General features: G+C 67.6%; 14 protein-coding genes and 1 tRNA gene. 4 read left to right on the plus strand and 11 right to left on the minus strand.

Annotated elements, in window-relative coordinates; all coding sequences use genetic code 11:
• Nucleotides 1–81 precede the first annotated feature (81 nt).
• The 6 genes from ACZZZN_RS09275 to ACZZZN_RS09300 form a co-directional block, all read right to left on the minus strand.
• Entirely contained in the window at nt 82–1,536 is a 1,455-nt protein-coding gene (locus ACZZZN_RS09275; protein WP_463504871.1) for an LCP family protein, read from the minus strand.
• Entirely contained in the window at nt 1,533–2,000 is a 468-nt protein-coding gene (gene purE / locus ACZZZN_RS09280; protein ID WP_463506573.1) for a 5-(carboxyamino)imidazole ribonucleotide mutase, read from the minus strand. The genes ACZZZN_RS09275 and purE overlap by 4 nt, the downstream gene beginning before the upstream one ends.
• Before the next feature lie 118 nt (nt 2,001–2,118).
• Complete coding sequence (locus ACZZZN_RS09285; protein WP_463504872.1) at nt 2,119–3,297, minus strand: 5-(carboxyamino)imidazole ribonucleotide synthase; 1,179 nt, start codon at nt 3,295–3,297, stop codon at nt 2,119–2,121.
• 28 nt (nt 3,298–3,325) lie between these two features.
• On the minus strand, nt 3,326–3,880 hold the full coding sequence (locus tag ACZZZN_RS09290; protein ID WP_463504873.1) for a PH domain-containing protein: 555 nt from the start codon (nt 3,878–3,880) through the stop codon (nt 3,326–3,328).
• A 51-nt stretch (nt 3,881–3,931) separates the two neighbouring features.
• Nucleotides 3,932–4,705, minus strand: a complete 774-nt coding sequence (locus tag ACZZZN_RS09295; RefSeq protein WP_463504874.1) for a biotin--[acetyl-CoA-carboxylase] ligase — start codon at nt 4,703–4,705, stop codon at nt 3,932–3,934.
• Nucleotides 4,705–5,988, minus strand: a complete 1,284-nt coding sequence (locus tag ACZZZN_RS09300) for a CDP-glycerol glycerophosphotransferase family protein (protein WP_463504875.1) — start codon at nt 5,986–5,988, stop codon at nt 4,705–4,707. Before ACZZZN_RS09300 ends, ACZZZN_RS09295 begins: the two co-directional genes overlap by 1 nt.
• A gap of 78 nt (nt 5,989–6,066) precedes the next feature.
• Between ACZZZN_RS09300 and ACZZZN_RS09305 the strand changes: the two genes are divergently transcribed.
• Nucleotides 6,067–7,140, plus strand: a complete 1,074-nt coding sequence (locus ACZZZN_RS09305) for a glycosyltransferase family 2 protein (RefSeq protein WP_463504876.1) — start codon at nt 6,067–6,069, stop codon at nt 7,138–7,140.
• Nucleotides 7,141–7,146: 6 nt separating this feature from the next.
• On the opposite strand, the gene ACZZZN_RS09310 is transcribed toward ACZZZN_RS09305, so the two are convergent.
• The 3 genes from ACZZZN_RS09310 to ACZZZN_RS09320 are packed head-to-tail and all read right to left on the minus strand — an operon-like array spanning nt 7,147 to nt 11,487.
• Nucleotides 7,147–8,583, minus strand: coding sequence for a CDP-glycerol glycerophosphotransferase family protein (locus ACZZZN_RS09310; RefSeq protein WP_463504877.1), 1,437 nt, complete (start codon nt 8,581–8,583; stop codon nt 7,147–7,149).
• Nucleotides 8,580–9,833: a CDP-glycerol glycerophosphotransferase family protein gene (locus tag ACZZZN_RS09315; RefSeq protein ID WP_463504878.1), complete on the minus strand. Its 1,254-nt coding sequence runs from the start codon at nt 9,831–9,833 to the stop codon at nt 8,580–8,582. Before ACZZZN_RS09315 ends, ACZZZN_RS09310 begins: the two co-directional genes overlap by 4 nt.
• A gap of 55 nt (nt 9,834–9,888) precedes the next feature.
• Entirely contained in the window at nt 9,889–11,487 is a 1,599-nt protein-coding gene (locus tag ACZZZN_RS09320) for a S1C family serine protease (protein ID WP_463504879.1), read from the minus strand.
• Between the two features lie 98 nt (nt 11,488–11,585).
• Here ACZZZN_RS09320 and ACZZZN_RS09325 point away from each other — a divergent pair, with 98 nt between their 5' ends.
• Entirely contained in the window at nt 11,586–12,788 is a 1,203-nt protein-coding gene (locus ACZZZN_RS09325) for an aminotransferase class I/II-fold pyridoxal phosphate-dependent enzyme (protein WP_463504880.1), read from the plus strand.
• 16 nt (nt 12,789–12,804) lie between these two features.
• On the opposite strand, the gene ACZZZN_RS09330 is transcribed toward ACZZZN_RS09325, so the two are convergent.
• On the minus strand, nt 12,805–13,617 hold the full coding sequence (locus ACZZZN_RS09330; protein ID WP_463504881.1) for a carbon-nitrogen hydrolase family protein: 813 nt from the start codon (nt 13,615–13,617) through the stop codon (nt 12,805–12,807).
• A 79-nt stretch (nt 13,618–13,696) separates the two neighbouring features.
• Between ACZZZN_RS09330 and ACZZZN_RS09335 the strand changes: the two genes are divergently transcribed.
• Both ACZZZN_RS09335 and ACZZZN_RS09340 read left to right on the plus strand, forming a co-directional pair.
• Nucleotides 13,697–13,770: transfer RNA gene (locus ACZZZN_RS09335), tRNA-Met, on the plus strand.
• A 133-nt stretch (nt 13,771–13,903) separates the two neighbouring features.
• Nucleotides 13,904–14,494, plus strand: a complete 591-nt coding sequence (locus ACZZZN_RS09340; RefSeq protein WP_463504882.1) for a hypothetical protein — start codon at nt 13,904–13,906, stop codon at nt 14,492–14,494.
• A 111-nt stretch (nt 14,495–14,605) separates the two neighbouring features.
• On the opposite strand, the gene ACZZZN_RS09345 is transcribed toward ACZZZN_RS09340, so the two are convergent.
• On the minus strand, nt 14,606–17,503 hold the full coding sequence (locus tag ACZZZN_RS09345) for a UPF0182 family membrane protein (RefSeq protein ID WP_463504883.1): 2,898 nt from the start codon (nt 17,501–17,503) through the stop codon (nt 14,606–14,608).
• Nucleotides 17,504–17,549 lie beyond the last annotated feature (46 nt).

A 17,549-nucleotide genomic window follows, 5' to 3' on the forward strand; every position in this document is an offset into this window, starting at 1 on the left:
GGGCTTATCTGCTGCCAGCAGCACGCACGCAGGTGCCAGGACGATCCGCCTTCGCCGATCGTCCTGTCGGTGCCTGTCCGATCAGGGGGTCGGCGTCGGAGTAGGAGTCGGCGGATGCAGCGACTGCTGGATCAGCGAATGGATGTACGCGTAGTCAGGGCTGAGCTCCTCCACACCGTTGTCCGGTGTGAGCTCGATGGTGGTGACCTGCTGCTCTTTGGCCTTCGTCATGAGCTCGAAGAACTCAGGGAGCTTGTCCTGCGGCAGGTCGGTGCTGATGAGCGCCGTGCCGGCGGCCGCGACCTCGTTGAACCGGGTCAGCACCGTCTGCGGCGTGAACTGGGCGAGGATCGCCTCCTGCAGCTCCCGTTGGCGCTTCATCCGATCCCAGTCGCTCGTGGTGTAGCGCGAACGCGCATACCACTGCGCGGTGTCACCGTCCATGATCTGCTCGCCGGGCTCGATCCATCCGATCGCCCAGGCGTCGACATCATAGGGATCCGTCCCCTCGGGCGGCCCGCCCTTCGGGAGGCGCTCCGTCGCGGTGATCGTCACTCCCCCGAGCGCATCGACGAGGGCGGCGAAACCGTGCATGTCGACGAACACGTAATAGGGGATCTCGATTCCGAGCACACCTTCGGCAGCGTCCTTCGTCGCCTCGATACCCGGATCTGATCCGTTCGCGGTGGCGTCGGGATAGAGTCCCGTCCCGTTGTCGTCGCGGCAGATCTCGGCGGCGTTGCGGATGTGGTTCATCCAGCCGTTCCATCCGCATGCGCTCGACTGGTGGCCTTCGAAGCCGTTCGGGTACAGCGCCTGCATCGGGCTACCGTCGCTGAACGGTGCATTCGGCAGCTCGCGCGGGATGCCGGTGATCGTCACAGCTCCCGTGTCGGCGTTGACCGAGACGACGGAGATGCTGTCGTATCTCATCGAATCGCGGCCCTCGCCACTGTCCGCACCGAGCAGGAGGATGTTGTAGTAGCCGTCGCTCGGCGGGAGACTCGGGCCGCTCTGTCCGAAGATCGTGCTGATCGTGTTGCGTGCCGAGCCCACGATCGACGCGGCGTAGGCCGTGCCGCTTCCCACGAGACCGAGGATGAGCAACGCGACGAGCGGAATCGCCAACCTCGACGGTCCAGGCACCTTGACCAGTCGAACCAGGCGCAATGCGTCGAAGGTGAGGACGATCCACAGCACGACGTAAGCGATCAGTGCGACCTGGATCACGGTCAGGACCGCCGCAGAGAAGAACCCGCCGCCCACCGTCAACCACAGGAAGAACGGGCGGGCGAAAAGCGCCACACCGGCAGCGACGATGACCAGAAGCCACGCGATCAGAGTGGCGGCGAGTCCGAATCGGCCGAGTCTCCGATTGCCGGCCAGAGCCTGGGCAGATCCGGGGATGAAGACATTGAGCAGCACCAGCCACCAGCCGCGCTTGACCATCATCCCGCCGTCTGCGGAATCGGGATGCCGGAGCGGTCTCGTCTCGATGATCGGTCGCGCCGCACCGCGCGGCGGCGCAAGGGTCACAGCGACCCCTTCAGCCGTTCGTTCTTCTCCTCGACCTGCGCTTCGAGGTCGAGAGCGTAGGTCTCGACCCGATCGGCGAGGTCGGCATCGGAGGTGCCGAGAATTCGTGCGGCGAGGATGCCCGCGTTCTTGGCCCCGCCGATGGACACTGTCGCGACAGGGATTCCTGCGGGCATCTGCACGATGGAGAGCAGCGAGTCCATCCCGTCGAGGTAGGCGAGCGGTACGGGCACGCCGATCACCGGGAGCGCCGTCATCGAGGCGAGCATCCCGGGAAGGTGAGCTGCTCCCCCAGCGCCCGCGATGATGACACGGATGCCGCGAGCACGGGCTTCGCGTGCATACTGCATGAGCTTGTCCGGCGTGCGGTGAGCCGACACGACCTCGACCTCATGTGGAATGGCGAAGTCCGTCAGCGCCTGGGATGCGTCGCTCATCACGCGCCAGTCGGAGTCGGATCCCATGACGACCCCGACGAGGGGCGTGGCGGAGGAGTGCAGTGGCTCAGTCACCCACTCAGGCTACGGTCTGGTGCTGGGAGAAACCCCGAACGGCACGCCTCTCATCCAAGCCTTTCGCAACTCAGTCGAAATGCGATGCGGCCGCGCGTGCCACATAGACGGCGTCGTCGAGGTCGTCTCCCGACACGTTCACATGACCGACCTTGCGACCGGGTCGCGGATCCTTGCCATACGTGTGGATCTTCGCGCTGGGGTGATCGGCCATCGCGGCCGCGAAGCGCTCGCCGAGAGAGCCTTCCTGAGGTCCACCGAGAATGTTCACCATGACCGACCACGGAGCCCGGGGCGCCGGGTCTCCGAGCGGCAGATCGGCCACTGCTCGAAGATGCTGCTCGAACTGTCCCGTCACCGCGCCGTCCTGGCTCCAGTGGCCGCTGTTGTGGGGGCGCATCGCTAGCTCGTTCACGAGGATCCGCTCGTCATCGGTCTCGAAGAGCTCGACCGCGAGCATGCCGGTGACCGCCAGCCCTTCGGCGATGGACCGCCCGATGCCTTCCGCGACCTGAATCAGTCGATCGGTCGCCGCCGGCGCCGGCGCGATCACCTCGGCGCAGACCCCGTCGCGCTGAACCGTCTCGACCACGGGATACGCGACGACCTGACCGCTGGGGCGGCGCGCGACCTGCTGCGCGAGTTCGCGCACGAACGGCACGAGCTCCTCGACGAGCAGGGCTTCGTCGTCGTCGAGCGCAGCGAGCCAGTCCTGCGCATCGGTCGCCGAACGCACGACGCGCACTCCCTTGCCGTCGTATCCACCGCGCGGCGTCTTGACGACACCGCGGCCGTCATGTTCATCGAGGAAGGCCTGCAGCTCATCGGCATCTCGCACGGCAGCCCAATCGGGCTGAGGCACACCGAGCTCAGCCAGCCGAGCGCGCATGACCAGTTTGTCCTGAGCGAACTGCAACGCCTCCGGCCCGGGATGCACAGCCACGCCGTCGGCGACCAGTGCTCGAAGCACCGACTGCGGAACGTGCTCGTGATCGAAGGTGACGACGTCGACATCCTTCACGAACTCACGGACGACCTCGATGTCGCGATAGTCGCCGACCGCGGTCGCCGCGAGTTGCGCGGACATTCCGGCATCCTCTGCGAGCACCCTCAGATCGAGTCCCAGCTCGACCGCGGGAGCGATCATCATCCTGGCCAGCTGACCGCCACCGATCACCCCAACACGCAGCGCCATGTGCGCCTCCATTCGTCCCGACCATTCTCCCGTATCCGCGCGCGCACCGCTCACCCCTGCCCGTCGAGACGAGTGTGGAAGGTCAGAAGCCGTCCGTGGAGTCCTGACCCGACTGCGCGTCGCGGTGCGCGAGGATCTGGCTGACCTCGATCTGATCCGCCAGAGCCTCATGCACGAGCGTCACGTTCGGCACGTTCGCGAGACGCAGCGGCGCGTCGACCCCGTTCGACAGGGTGATCGTCCCGACACCCCACATCCGCTGCACGATGCCACGGCGCACGCCGATGGTGTAACCGCGGGCGTGTGACATCTCTCGGCGGTTGCGCGCTCCGAGCCCGTGGTTGACGATGACCCTGCGGGTCGTCATGGTCGTCGTGCGCGAGTACCAGATCGTATAGGGCACCACCACGAGCAGCAGCAGGGCGGCGCCCGACGCCGCAAGCAGCATCCAGTTCTCGAACGGCGCGGGAAGGTTGTCGAAGAAGTACGCCGTCGCCCCGAACACGGCGATCAGCACCAGTGCGGACCAGAACAGGCGACGTGCATGGCCTCGGAACCGCGCGATGAGCAGCTCTTCGGTGGGCACACCGGGTGGTGGCATCATCGGCCGGCCGCCGAGGGTCACGGGCTGGGTCACCCCTCCATTGTGCCCGCCGCCGCCGACATCCCGTTCTGCGCGCCGGGCGTGTCAGCCTCGTGTCGGCCGAACATGCACCACATCTCCGGCTGAGATGGGGTGCATGACTCCCCCGGCGCGCACGACGAGTCGTCCCTCGGCGTCGAGCGCGACCGCGGTCCCCTCGAGAGTGCGACCTCCAGGGAGCGAGACGACGACGTCCTGGCCGAGCGTGCCGCACCGTGCGCTCACCCCCGCGCGGAGTCCGCTGGCATCCGCATCCCCTGCCGCCACGAGTGCGCCGAGCGATCGGTCGAGGTTCTGCAGGTAGAGGGCGAGAAGGCGGTCGACATCCGCCTCGATTCCGAGGACGGCGAACGATGTCGCCGTCGGCACCGGGAGCTGCTCCGTCGTCATCGTGGTGTTGATGCCCGTGCCGACGATCACGGCGTCGGCTGCGGCCTCTGCGAGGATCCCGCAGATCTTGAATCCGTCGACGAGCACATCGTTCGGCCACTTCACCGAGACTGCCCGATCAGCGACCTGGTCGGCCACGGCGTCCGCCATCGCCAGGCCCGCAGCGAGCGGGATCCATCCTCGCGCCTCCACCGCGTCCGGCAGTCGACGCAGCAGCACGGAGACGGCGAGCGACGCCCCGGCCGGGGCTGTCCATCGACGGTCGAGTCGGCCTCGACCGGCAGTCTGATTGCCGGTCAGCAGCACCGACAGATGGGGCCACGCATCTGCGTCCACCAGCAGATCCCGGAGCGCTGCGTTCGTCGAACCGACCTCCGCCATGACTTCGACGTGCGAAGCGATGGCTCGGACGCGAGGAAGGGCGGACATCAGACCTCCTCGTCGTCGATCTCGTCGTCGTCATCGTCCTCGTCGCCACGGACGGCGCCGACCTCGTGCGCATGCCAGTGGTCCCACTCGCTCATGAGGTGCTCGATCGCTGCGTGGAACTTCTCGGTCGCCACCCCCTCGGTCGTGTCACCGAAGTAATGCCTGACCCACATGCGCAGACGGGCCGTCGCCGCCTCGTCGGCGCGGACGCGTTCGACCTCGCCGACGATGGCGGAGGAGGATTCGGCGTCGAGCCACTCGCAGTCCGAGAGGTAGCCGTTCATGTCGACCGACGCGCGTGCGTCCGCCGGACGGGTGATCAGCAGAGGCTTACCGACAGCGAGACGGTCGTAGACCATCGCCGAGATGTCGACCACGGCGACGTCGGCCGCAGCCAGCTGCCAGCCGAGTTCGGGGCCGTGATCATAGATGTGCTGCGCTGTCCGGTCCGCGGCGTTCGCCGCGGAGATGGCGGCGACGATCCGCTTGTGGGCTGCCCCGTACTCGTGATCGACCACTCCGCTGCGAGGGTGCGGCCGATAGATCACCCGGTGGCGCCCCGACGCGATCAACGCTGCGACGAGCGCCTCACCGTGAGTCGCGATCGAGCCGTAGTGGGCACTCGGCCGATCCCCCTCCCACGTCGGCGCGTAGAGGACGACGGTCCGCTCATCGGGCGTGTAGGGAAGGCGACCCGAATAGTGATCGGCCTGCGGACGACCGATCTCGAGGGTGCGCCGGTCGATGTCATAGTCCCACAGGGTCCGCGACAGCCGGTCGCGGGCCGCCTGACCGGCGACGAACGCGTAGTCGTATGCCTTGTACTGGTTGGTGGTCATGTACATCTTGTCGGACTCGCCGTGGTTGATGAAGACATGCCACCGCCGGCCGTAACGGAACATCTGGAAGTTGCGCGTGTTCTGGTTCACGTAGAGCACGACTCGGATGTCCTGCGTGGCGATGAAGCGCTCGAGATCTCGCACCGTCGGGACGAACGCGACCGGCGGAGCATCCTCATCCAGGAGTTTGTCGGCCCCCGTCGCCGAACGGGAGAGTACGACAACGGGCCAGCGCTTCGCCAGCTCGGCCAACGGGCGGTACCACTGACGCATCTGATACATGTTGACCGCGCCGTCGGCGAAGTACACAGCCACCTTGTACTGCCCCGGCTGATGCGGTTCATTCTCGGCGAGACGCCGCCGAACCCGCTGCACGGCGGTCCGCGAGGCGAGCGCCCGCTTCAGCAGACGGTAGGCCTTCTTCGCATCCGACACAGCACCCATCCCTCCAGGATACCGAGCACCTCGCCGACGTACCGTCTCATCAGCGAACGTCCGACGAGCGCATGCCATGATCGTCATGTGCCCCACGACGACTTCCCCTCCCCCGAGCCCGGGGTGTCGTTCGTCATGCCGGTGCTGAACGAGCGGGCTTACCTGGAGCACGCCGTCGCTTCGGTGCTGGCGCAGGAGCTCGACATGCCGGCTGAGCTCGTGCTGGCACTGGGGCCCTCCTCGGACGGCACGACGCAGCTCGCTCAGCGACTGGCGGCCGGCGACGAACGCATCCGCCTGGTCGACAACCCCGCCGCGCACATTCCCGTCGGGCTCAACGCCGCGATCCGAGCCAGCCGATATGCCACGATCGTCCGCGTCGACGCCCACTCGGAGCTCTCTCCCGGATACGCCGCTCGTGCGCTCGAGACCCTCGCGCGCACAGGGGCCGCCAACGTGGGCGGCGTGATGCACGCCGAGGGGCGCACGCCGTTCCAGAAGGCGGTCGCCCGGCTCTACAACTCCCCCGTCGGACTCGGCGGCGGTGCCTACCACGGTGGCACCCAGGAGGGCGAGGCCGAATCGGCCTACCTCGGGGTGATGCGCCGCGAGGTGATCGACGAGGTCGGACTCTTCGACGAGACGATCCGGCGCGGTGAGGACTGGGAGCTCAATCTCCGCATCCGGCAGGCGGGGCATCGGGTGTGGTTCGACCCCCAGCTCTCGGTGACCTATTGGCCACGGGAGAGCTGGATCCGACTCGCACGGCAGTTCCGCGCCACCGGCGCATGGCGTGGAGAGCTCGTCCGGCGGTTCGGCCGCAGCAACGGCATCCGATACTTCGCTCCCCCGGCTCTCGTCGTGCTGGTCGGACTCGCCGTCGTGACCGGGATCCTCCAGGTGACGGGCGTCGTCACCGGATGGGTCTCCGCGCTGCTGTCGCTGATCGTGCACCTGCCGATCCTGCTCTACCTCGTCCTCGTCATCGGCGTCGCGAGCCTTCCCGGCGGTGGGGGTCCGCGTCAGCGGCTGTGGACTCTCCTCGTTCTCCCCACCATGCATCTGTCCTGGGGACTGGGTTTCATCGGCGGCGTGCTGCGCGGTGCGCGAGACACGGTCGACGCGTCACGATTGGGCACGCAGAACACGCCTCTCCCCTGATCGCGTCTATCGCGTGAGGTAGCCCTGATCGAGGATTCGGGCGACGACGCGCTCTGCTGCATTCCCGTCGTCTCGCCGGTTGAACTGAGCCCGCCACGCCGCGTAACGCGCAGCGAACGTCGCTTCATGCGCCTCATCGGCCAGTGCCGAGACGAGCTCGTCCTGGGTGCGCACGAGGGGCCCTGGCGCGCGGCTGGCCAGATCGAAGTAGAAGCCACGCAGCTCTCCCCGATAGTGGTCCAGGTCGGGGACGAGGAAGTACAGCGGCTTGCCCGTCACGCTGAAGTCGAACATCACGGACGAGTAGTCGGTGATCAGTGCGTCGGCGGCCAACAGCAGCTGAGCGGTCTCCGGGAATCCGGTCACGTCGATGACGCGTGCACCCCCGCGATCCCGCCCCGTGTCGATCGTTCGCGAATGCCCACGCACCAGGACGACCGAATCGGTCTGCTGCGCGAGCGACTCGGGGTCGATGAAATCGACCATCTCCTTGCGATCATCGCGCCAGGTGGGCGCGTAGAGCAGCACGCGCTCGCCTTCCGCGATGCCGAGGGCCGCCCGGATCGCCGATCCGTCTCCGCCCACGAGCGCGTCGTTGCGGGGGTATCCTTCGACCCAGATCGGCCTGCCGAAGAAGGCATAGGCCTTGCGGAGTATCCGCTCCGCATAGGTGTTCTGCGCCAGGAGGACATCCCAGCGTCGCGACTCCTTGACGACCGCCGCCATCCGCCGCGGATCGAAACCCGGCCGATGCAGTGCGAGTCGCTTCAATGGTGTGCCGTGCCAGGTCTGAACGACCTTCTGCCCCGGCTTGCGAGCGAATCGTCTCCTCAGCCAGTCGTTGACGATCAGGAGCCTCGCTGCAGCTCGTGCGCGCCACCACTCGGGGCTGCCCTCGACCACGGCCACGGCGCCCTCCGGCACTTCGACCGAGAGGTCGACGACACTCCAGTAGCGCACCACGTCGGGGGCCGCCACGGCGAGCGCACGGTCGATCGCCCGCGGGTTGCAGCCGACGCTGCGGCCGTAGAAGCTCTCGAAGAAGACCGCGTTCTCGGTGCCTCCCGGATGCGAGACGTATCGCCCCTCGAGTGTCGACTGCCCCTCCGGGGTCTCGTACACCGGATCGATCGGAGCCGCGATGTGCGCGACGTCGGAGTCCACTGCGATGCGCACTCCGTCGAGAACCGTGGGCCCGACGGAGAGACCCGAGAGGTCGACGCCGGGAATACGGATCTCGTACGCGCCCATGGGAAGCGGCAGCTCAGGACCGCCCCACCGTGCCGCCCGCAAGGGGAAGGTCGCCTTCCAGGTCTTGCCGCCGCCCGTCACGCGCGCGGCGACGCGGGCACGGGGGCCCACGAGTTCCGCGGCACCGGGACGCGGCCCTGATCCCGTGATGATCAGCGTCTCTGCCGCCTCATCGATACGGGCCGTGGTCATGCTGCTCCCTTCGGCGCGGGGATCCCCCGCGCGCGGATCGTCTCGTACACCCGTCGGGTGTTGCGCCCGTCTCGGAACGCATGCATCTCCGCGCTGAGCGTAGCGGACCTCGCGGACGCGGCTGCGAACGCCGCGTCATGGTCGAACAGTGCGACGAGCTGCGTGAGCAACGCTTCCCAATCGCGTGCCGGGTCATCGCCGGCCACATCGTCGAAGCGTCCGTAGAAGCCTCGAGACTCGGCATAGGCCTCCGCATCCGGTGCGAGGAACAAAACCGGCATCGCGAGCAGCCCGACGTCGTACGCGAGCGACGAGTAGTCGGTCACGAGCACGTCGACGGCTGCGAGGGCAGGCGTCACATCCGGAATCAGACCCGACCCGAGCGACCGCACCCGGTTCGTCGGCAGTGGCGGTGAATACCCACCCGCACCGAGGGGATGCGAACGCACCAGCAGGATGGCATCGTGCTCCTCGAGCACCGCGACGATCCGCACCCACTGCTGCGCGGTCGGCACCGCGGGGTCTGCGGCTCCGTCGCGCCACGTCGGCGCGTACAGGATCGTGCGTGTGCCCGGTGACAGCTCTCCGACTGCATCCTGCAGCCGCTCGGCCGCACGGGCACGCCTTGTGGCGGGCGAGCCGATCGAGAGCACATCGACTCGGGGTTCACCGGTCACGACCACCCGATCATCGCCGAGAGCGAAGGCCGACTCGAGGCGGCCTCGCGCGCGATGCGACGCTGCGGGGAGCACCCGGATGCGCTGCGCGGCGGCGCGGTAGAACAGACCGATGAGCCGGCGCAGCACGGGCGCGCCGGGAACGTCGGGAACCTGGAGCGTGGCAGGCGAATCCAGACCGATGCGCTTGAGCGGGATGCCGTGCCACAGCTGCACCACGAACGCGCCGGCGTTCGCATACCGGTTCACGTCCCCCAGACCGTGCGTCACGACGATGACCCCGGCCCGGGCCGTCACCCACCACCCCCGCAGTCCGGCCTTCGGCACCGTGCGGATGCCGAGCGCCACCGCATCGCGTTGCTCGCGCTCCGACGACGTGAGCCACACCGTGTCGTGCCCTTCGGCCTCGGCGAGTCGCTGCAGCGCGAGGGCTCCGTCGCCGATCCCGGCGCCGCATCCGAACACCCAACGGGTGCCTCGCGGAACGAGCGCCGTTCCGAGTCGTCCGGCGAGGTAGAGCGGAATCCTGAGCAGCTTGGCCGCATTGCCGGAGCCGAAAGAGAAGGACGCCACCCCGCGAGCCTATCGCGGGGTGGCGTCCTCGACGGTGCACCTGGTCTGACTGTCGTCAGCCGGCCAGGGTGCCCAGAGTCACGTCGATCTCGTATTCCTTGCCACCACGGACATAGGTGACGGTCGCATCGCTGCCCCCGGCCGCCGCGCGCACCTGCGCGGTGAGGTCGGTGGCGCTCGTGACGGGCACTCCGTTGAACGCCGTCACGACGTCGTTCGCCTTGAGGCCGGCCGCGGCGGCCGCTCCGCCGTCGGACACGTTCGCGATCAGCGCGCCGGCGACCTCTGCGTCCTCTGCGCTCGCAGCGTCCTGCACGGACGCACCGAGCAGACCATGTGTCGCAGCGCCGTCGGCGATGATCTCCTCCGAGACGCGCTGAGCGACGTTCGAGGGGATCGCGAACCCGATGCCGATCGACCCGGACTCCTCGGAGCTTCCCGAACTGGCGATCGCCACGTTGATGCCGATGAGCTCGCCCTTGCTGTTCACGAGAGCGCCACCGGAATTGCCGTGGTTGATCGCGGCATCCGTCTGGATCACGGCGATGGAGATGGACTCCGACGTCGGCTGCGACGTGTTGCCGGGCAGGTCGAACTGGAAGGGTCCTTCGCTCTGACCGTTCTCGGGCGATTCCTCCTGCTGGGGAGCATCCTCCGAAGACGAGTCGGGCAGAGCAGCCGATGCGATCTGGATGCTGCGGTTCAACGCGCTGACGATGCCGGTCGTGACCGAGTTCGAGAGACCGAGCGGCGCGCCGAGCGCCACGGCAGTGTCGCCGACGTTCAGTGCCGAGGAGTCGGCGAAGTCGATCGGCGTGAGGTCGGTGGCGTCGGTGAGCTTGATCACGGCAAGATCGTAGAGCGGGTCCGTGCCGACCACGGTGGCCGCGAAGATGCGACCGTCAGAGGTCGTGACCCTGATCGAGGGATCGGCGACGGCGCCACCGAGGGTGACGACGTGCGTGTTGGTCAGCACGTATCCGTCGTCGCTGATGATGACGCCCGACCCGCTGCCGGCCTCGCTCGACCCTGCGACCTCGATCGTCACGACAGACGGAAGTGCTGCGGTCGCGACGGCCGTCGTCTCGTTGACGGAACCGGGGTTGTTGACGGTCACGGTCTCAGGCCCCTGAGCGACACCGGTCGAATTCTGGTTCGAGATGCCGTTGAGGATCGCGCCGCCGCCGAAACCCGCGACTCCGCCCACGAGGGCTGCGGCGACCACGATCGCGGCGAACTTCACCCCGGCGCGAGGCTTGTCCTTCGCCTTGGGGGCACCGGCAAGGGGATCTCCCCCGAGCCCGGGCTGAGCAGCGGTGTGGATGCCGAAAGCGGCGCCCTGTGCCGTCGCGGTCCCCTCTGCCGCGGCCGGCGCGACGGGGGCCTGGGGTGCCGCATACGGCGACTCCGGGCGAGGCGGGGCGGCGATCGGATGCTGCGCGGCTGCGACCGCGGTCGCGGCGCCGGGCACGGCGGGCGTCGACGTGAACGTCGGCGGCACCTCGTGCCCCTGGCCCGCGTTCGTCACGGCGGCGCGGGGGGTCTCGGCGGCGGCGTGGGGCGTCGAACGGTCGACGGTCTCTGCTGCCTCGGTGGACGGCACGGCGTCGTGCGACGCGGGTACCGAGTGGTCCTGGGTGCTGTCTTCGTTCATGGTGTGCTCCTTCAACAACGCCCCTTCAGAGTGACGTGTGTATCTGTGCGTTTCGTATGGCGAAGATGAGTTTCCCCTATGGCCTTAGCCTGTTCTTCATGAGTGTCATCCCCGGCGCATGGCGGCGCACGGCAGCGGGAGCCGGTCTGCTCGCATCCGACGGAACCGTCGCACCCACCATCTTCGCAGAGATGTCGGCGGCGGCGGCCAGAACCGGCGCGATCAATCTCGGCCAGGGGTTCCCCGATGAGGACGGACCGGTCGAGGTTCTCGACGCGGCTCGCAGCGCGATCGCGTCCGGGGCGAACCAATACCCGCCGGGTCGTGGGATCCCCGACCTCCTGTCGGCGATCAGCGAGCACCAGAAGCGCTTCTACGGTCTCGACGTCGATCCCGACACCGAGGTGATCGTCACGGCCGGCGCGACCGAGGCGCTGACCGCGACGATCCTCGCGCTGATCGATGACGTCGATGACGAGGTCGTCGTCTTCGAGCCCTATTACGACTCGTACGCGGCGGCCGTCGCGCTGGCCGGGGCTCGCCTGCGCACCGTTCCTCTGCGGGCGCCCGATTTCCAGCCCGACCTCGATCGTCTCGCCGAGGCGGTGACCGATCGCACGCGCATCATCCTGGTCAACGACCCGCACAACCCCACCGGCGCAGTCTTCGACCGAGACGTGCTGACCGAGATCGTCCGTCTCGCCGAGAGACATGATGCGGTGATCGTGACGGACGAGGTGTACGAGCACCTCGCCTTCCGGGGACCGCACACTCCGATCGCCACGCTTCCGGGGGCAGCCGAGCGGACCCTGACGATCTCGTCCGCCGGCAAGACGTTCTCGACCACCGGATGGAAGATCGGGTGGGTGCACGGCCCTGCTCCCCTCATCACGGCTGTGCTCACGGTGAAGCAGTATCTGACCTACGTCAACGGGTCCCCGCTGCAGCCGGCGGTCGCTGTCGGGCTGAGGCTCGACGACGCGTACTTCACGCAGGCGGCCGCTGCACTCGCCCGGAAGCACGGGGTCCTCGGCGCAGGCCTCGAAGCCGCCGGGTTCACGGTCTTCGCCCCGCAGGGCGGGTACTTCACAGTCGCGGATGCGACCGAGCTGGGAGGATCGGACGCGGCGGCGTTCTGCCGCGCGCTTCCGGCGCGCTCAGGTGTCGTCGCGATCCCGCTCACGGCGTTCGTCTCCGAGGCGCATCGAGGCGACGTCGCGGGTCTCTTGCGGTTCGCGGCGTGCAAGCGGGTCGACGTCCTCGAAGAGGCCGCCCGACGCCTCGCCGCCACGAGCTTCTGACTCGATCGGCGGCGCGTCAGCGCGAGACCACCGCGTATCGGCGCACGCGAAGCGAGGGGTTCGTGTCGCGCACGCGATCGATGGCCGACCTCTCGACAGCCGCGACCGCGATCCCCTCTGTCGATCCGACTCCGGCGATCACCACCCCCTGGGGGTCGATGATCTGCGAGTGCCCCACACCGATGGGCGCCGGGTGATCAGCGGCGACGACATACGTCGTGTTCTCGATCGCTCGCGCGGCGAGAAGCACAGTCCAGTGGTGCTCCTTGAGGGGGCCGCGCACCCATTCCGCAGGGACCACGAGCGCATCGGCCCCCGCATCGACGAGTGTGCGAGCGACCTCCGGGAACCGCAGGTCGTAGCACGTCATGAGCCCGAACCGGATGCCGGCGACATCGAAGGTGGCGGCCCCGAGCTCACCCGCCTCTATCCAGTCGGACTCGGTCTGCCCGAAGGCGTCGTACAGATGCTGCTTGCGGTAGGTCGCGAGTATCCCGTCCCCACGCACCGCGACGAGAGTGTTGTGCACGTGCTGCGCATCGGAGGCGCGCTCGACCAGCCCTGCCACGATCACGACACCGTGATCCGCCGCGAGCGCCGTGAGCGTCGACACGAAGTCGCCGTCGAGCGTCTCCGCGTTCGCAGCGAGGGTCTCATCCATCGGGTTCACGAAGTAGCTCGCATACTCGGGGAACACGATCAGCCGCGCGCCACGTGCCGCGGCATCCGCCGTCATGGCAGCGATTCGGTCGCGATTGTCCTCTCGTGACGCCGTCGGCGCGAACTGGCAGACGGCGACGGGAACGGCGGCGGATGCTGTCTCGGTCATGCTCACATCCTTCCCCATGCGCCGCCCTGCGGCCTCGATTCGCGCCCTCCTGATTCCCGTGTTAGGCTATAAAACGTGCCGCGGGGTGGAGCAGTTCGGTAGCTCGCCGGGCTCATAACCCGGAGGTCGCAGGTTCAAATCCTGTCCCCGCAACGAGAATGCGACACACGAAAGGCCCTTGATCGGGAGAAATCCTGATCAGGGGCCTTTCGCATGTGTGCCTCCGGATGTCGTCGAGCGGCACGCGCGGTACTGTCGACGGGCACCGACGTCCCGGAGGCCGATCATGACGCAGATGCCCGACAGCGCCACGCGGAATCGTCCCGCACCGACATCCGGCTCCTCGCGGCCCGCGCTCATCGGCATCTGGACCGGCGCCGCGGCGCTGCTGCTCTCTGGCGCACTGATCGCGCTCCTCTACCCGATCACCGGGCTGCTCCCCGTCGCCGTATCCGCTGCGGCGCTCTCGACCGTCGCTCTTCTCCTGGGATTCCGCGCGACACGCGCTCACCGGCCTCGCGAAGCGATGGCAGCGATCATCGTCGCAGCGGTGGCACTCGTCGTCGATCTCGTCCTGATCGTCGTGATGGCCGTCGGCGTCCTCGGCGGCAACGGCCTCGACCAGGTCGAGGTGCGCGCCACGGGCGGCCCCTCATTCACCGTGTCGTATGCCGATGACACGCAGTCGTACGACGAGGAATGGGCTTCCAGCGGCTGGAAGAAATACACCACGACCGGTGACTCGGCCGAGATCGCAGTCACCGCACCCGACGACGACATGGATTCGACCGTGAGCTGCCAGATCCTGTGGAACGGCGAGCTGGTCGTGGAGCGGAGCGGCGTCGGGTCAGTCACCTGCCGCTACGACGCGAACTGATCGATCCGCCCTCCCCCTCGGCGTCTTCCCTGGCGGCGATCGGATCCTGCCCTGAGACGACGGATGCCGCACCTCGAGAGGTGCGGCATCCGTCGTCGTCTTCTCAGGAAGTCACTCCCCCGTATCGGGTTCCAGTCCGAGCAGCGTGTTCACGGCATCCGTGAGCCGCTTGTCAGCCTCGGCGAACTTGGTCAGGTCACCCTCCTTGAGAGCGGCCTCACGATCGGTGAGCGCCTGCTGTGCTGCCGCGAGCGCCTCGGCCTCAGCGTCGGTCGGCACGGTGGGCTCGGTCGGCACCTCTCCGGTATCCGGATCGGGCTCTGCCGGCTCGACCTGATCGTCTCCACCGGTCGCTCCGGAGTCACCGCCGAACAGCGTGTCGAGCGCCGCGGTCAGGGTGTCCTCGAACGCGACCTTGTCACCGAACGCCACGAGGACCTTCTGCAGTCGAGGCAGCTTGGTGCCTTCCGAGGACTGCACGTAGACCGGCTGGACGTAGAGCAGGCCACCGCCGACGGGAAGCGTCAGGAGGTTTCCGTAGAGGACTTCGGACTCACCCTGCTGCAGCAGGTTGAGCTGCGGCACCACGGCCGTGTCCGAGTTGTACGTGTTCTGCACCTGACCCGGGCCAGGCACTGTCGTGTCGGTGTCGATCTCGAGCATCCTCAGCTGCCCGTAACCCTCAGCCTTGACGCCTGCCTCGGATCCTGCGTCGGAGTCGACGGCCAGGTAACCCATCAGCACATCGCGGTTGCCGCCGCTGCCCGACGCCGACGGGATGAACGTCGAGAACATCGAGAACCTCGGGGAGTCCTGCCCGGGCATCTGCATCGTGAGGTAGTACGGGGGCTGAAGCACCGCGTCGCTGCGCGGGTCGTTCGGGGTCTGCCAGCGGTTGTCCTGCTGTGCGAACGAGCCCGCGGTGTCGATGTGGTAGATCCCGAGGACATCGCGCTGGACCTTGAAGAGATCGGTCGGGTAGCGCACATGGCTCATCAGGTCGGACGACATGTCGCTGACCGGCTTGAGCGTCGACGGGTAGATGTTCTGCCAGCTCTGCAGCACAGGATCCTCGTCGTCCCAGGCGTACAGGGTCACCGATCCGTCGTAGGCGTCGACCGTGGCCTTGACCGAGTTGCGGATGTAGTTGATCTCGTCGATGGCGAGAGTCGGCGACGGAACATTCGAGTCGGCGATCGCTTCCGACAGGCTCACGCTCGTCGAGTACGGATACGTCGAACTGGTCGTGTAGCCGTCGATGATCCAGACGACGCGTCCGTCGACCACGCTCGGGTAGGGCTCGCTGTCGAGCTCGAGGTACGGCGCGACCTTCTGCACACGCGTCTTCGGGTCGCGGTCGTAGAGGATCTGCGAGTCCTCGTTCACCAGGTTGGAGAACAGGATCTGCTCCGACTGGAACTTCAGGGCGTAGAGGAGCTTCGTGAACGTGTTGTCGATCGCCGGTCCGCCCTCGCCCTCGAACGTCGTCTTCGTCTCATTCGAGCCGTCCTTGCCACGCGGGTAGTCGATCTCGACCGGATCGGTGCCCTCGGGTGCTCCGACGATCGAGTACTCGGGCGAGTTCTCACCGAAGTAGATCCGCGGCTCGAACTCCTCCTGCTCGGTGAGGAATCCCGCGGACGGGATGCCGCGCTCGAGGAAGACCGGCTCGCCGTCGCTCGTGCGCTGGTTGCCCGCAGCGACCACCAGGCCGTAGCCGTGCGTGTAGACGGCTGCCCGGTTGTTCCAGTTGCTGACGTCGACGCCCTCCATGTCGAGGTCGCGCACGGAGACCACGGTGTCCTGCACCTCACCGTCGATCTCGTAGCGGTCGACGTCGAGGTTCTCCTGGAACTGGTAGTACCCGCGGTACTGCTCGAGCTGGCGCACAGCCGGGCTGATCACGGCGGGGTCGACGATGCGGATCGAGGCGGTGGTCTCCGCGTCTTCCCGCAGCTGTCCGGCTGCGGCGTCGGTCTCGGCCTCGAACGGCGTGGTCTCGAGGTCGGCGACGCCGTATGCCTCCTTCGTGCCGTCGATGTTCTTCTGGTAGAACTCGGCCTGGTAGGCGTTCTGGTTCGGGCGCACCTGGAAGGTGGTCACAGCCCACGGGAACCCGACGCCCACGACCAGCGAGGCCACGATGAGCAACGCGGTCGCCGCGAGCGGGAAGCGCCAGCGGCCGATGACGGCCGTGACGAAGAAGAGGATCGCCACGAGCGCGGCGATGATCGCGAGGATCGCCAGGCCCGGGATGGTCGCATTGACCCCGGTGTAGGCGGGACCGACGATGCGGTCATCCTGCGCGAACAGCGTCTTGTACCGGTCGAGCCACAGGCTGGCCGCCTGCACCAGCAGGTAGAGACCCGCGATGACGGCGAGCTGGATACGGGCAGGCTTGGAGATGCGCAGCTCGCCCTGGCCGATGCGGACCGAGCCGTACAGGTACGAGACCAGCGCGGTCACGATCAGGGTGAGCAGCAGCACAGCCGACACGAACGCCAGGAGGATCGAGTAGAACGGCACCGCGAACATGTAGAACCCGGTGTCGAGACCGAACTGCGGGTCGACAGCGTCGGTGGCGACGCCGTTCGCCCACAGCCAGACCGTCTTCCACTGGCTCGCGGCCGAGAAGCCGGCGAACAGGCCGAAGAAGATCGGCATGCCCCACATGGCGAGACGACGAAGCGGCTCGATGACCTCCTGGTACCGGTCGAGCTGCGAGCTGAGCCGCACGTACACGGGGCGCAGACGGTACGCGAGCTGGATCGCGACGAACAGCGGCACCGCCATGCCGAGGAATCCGACGACGAACATCACCGCCGTGGCGAACCACTGGGTGGTGAGAACTCCCTCGAAGCCCACCTGGTCGAACCAGAGGTATTCGGTGTAGAACGACGCGAACACGAAGAAGACGGCGATCAGCGCGGCGATGATCGCCAACGAGATACCGAAGATTCTTCGCGAGGTTCGGGGAGTGGCCGGGTTCGGTGCAGAAGTCGAGGTCACCCTTCCATCCTAGGCACCCCTTACTGTGCTGCGGCTGTCATCCCGG

This window comes from Microbacterium sp. AC145, from assembly GCF_979258505.1.